Annotated in this window: 2 protein-coding genes; both read left to right on the top strand. The window is 68.3% G+C overall.

The window, feature by feature from the left end; all coding sequences use genetic code 11:
• Positions 1–336: 336 nt before the first annotated feature.
• Positions 337–1,077: a helix-turn-helix domain-containing protein gene (locus tag ABZ281_RS49390; RefSeq protein WP_356665389.1), complete on the top strand. Its 741-nt coding sequence runs from the start codon at positions 337–339 to the stop codon at positions 1,075–1,077.
• A gap of 33 nt (positions 1,078–1,110) precedes the next feature.
• Positions 1,111–1,384: inositol monophosphatase family protein (locus tag ABZ281_RS49385; protein ID WP_356665387.1), on the top strand; the 274-nt coding region annotated here is incomplete at its 3' end.

The raw sequence follows: 1,384 nt of genomic DNA, 5'->3' as shown, positions 1-1,384 counted from the left end.
CCTCGACGGTGGTGTCGCTCCGGTCGGCGGCGATGAGGCGGATGCGTCCGGCGGGGATGTCCAGGACGGCCGAGACGGGGGCGGGGCTGTCGAACCTCTGCATCGTTACTCTCCTTGGCCGGGCTTCGCTCCGTCGTTTCCAACGATGGAAAAGCTACGTTGCATTCACATTGCTAGCAACTACTTCGTTGCATACGAAGTCCATAACCGCAGCTCAGAGCGGATAATTCATTGCAACGACCCTGCGGCCTAATGCAACAACGCTACCGAGTCCGTTGCAATGAAATGAAGATGAACGCTATGGTGCGGATATCACGCACCACGAAGGAGACCGCGATGCCGGGAGGCAGACTCACCCAGCAGGAGCGTCAACAGATCGCACTCGGACTGGCCGACGGCCTCGCCTACGCGGAGATCGCCCGGCGGCTCGAGCGCCCGACCTCGACGATCACCCGCGAGGTCATGCGCAACGGCGGCCCCACGGCCTACCGCGCCGACCTGGCCCATCGCGCCACGGAACGCCGCACCCGCCGCAAGCAGACCGCCCCCCGGGACCCGAAGGCGCTCCCGCAGCCCGACGGGCGGGACGCCGAGGCCGTACGCGAGTACGAGGAGACGTTCACCACCGTCATGATGGGGTCGGGCATGCCGAAGATGATGTCCCGTGTGATGGCCTGCCTCTGCATGACCGACTCGGGCAGCCTCACCGCGTCCGAACTCGCCCAGCGCCTCCAGGTCAGCCCGGCGTCGGTGTCCAAGGCGGTCGCGTTCCTCGACAGCCAGGGCTTCGTCCGCAGAGAGGCGGACGCGGGCCGCCGCGAGCGCTATGTCGTCGACGACGACGTCTGGTACCAGGCGACGCTGGCCAGTGCGCGGTCCATCGCCCAGGTCGTGGGGATCGCACGGCAGGGCGCCGGCGTCCTCGGCCACGACACCCCGGCCGCCGTCCGCCTCGAGAACGTCGCCCGCTTCCTCGACTTCGTCTCCGAGAGCACCGCCCGCGCCGCGGAACAGGCACGAGACATCCTCCACACCAAGCCCGAGACCGCTTCCGACTCCCCCGCAAACCCCCTGTAGCCCCACCGCCACCTCGGCAGATAGGTTCGTTGCATGCCCGACTACCTCGACGACCTGCGTCTCGCCCACGTCCTCGCCGACGCCGCCGACGCCGCGACGATGGACCGGTTCAAGGCCCTCGACCTCAAGGTCGAGACCAAACCGGACATGACCCCGGTGAGCGAGGCCGACAAGGCCGCGGAGGAACTCATCCGCGGCCACCTCGGGCGCGCCCGCCCCAGGGACGCGATCCTCGGCGAGGAGTACGGCGTCGAGGGGACCGGCCCCCGCCGCTGGGTGATCGACCCGATCGACGGCACCAAGAACT

It is taken from the genome of Streptomyces sp. NPDC006265, assembly GCF_040613555.1.
GTDB lineage: Bacteria > Actinomycetota > Actinomycetes > Streptomycetales > Streptomycetaceae > Streptomyces.
Note: the sequence above shows the minus strand (reverse complement) of the source record. Positions and strands in the feature narration are given on the sequence as shown.

Excerpts from the sequence above, each read along its gene's own strand:
- ABZ281_RS49390 (WP_356665389.1), top strand. The coding sequence starts at position 337 with ATGCCGGGAGGCAGACTCACCCAGCAGGAGCGTCAACAGATCGCACTC.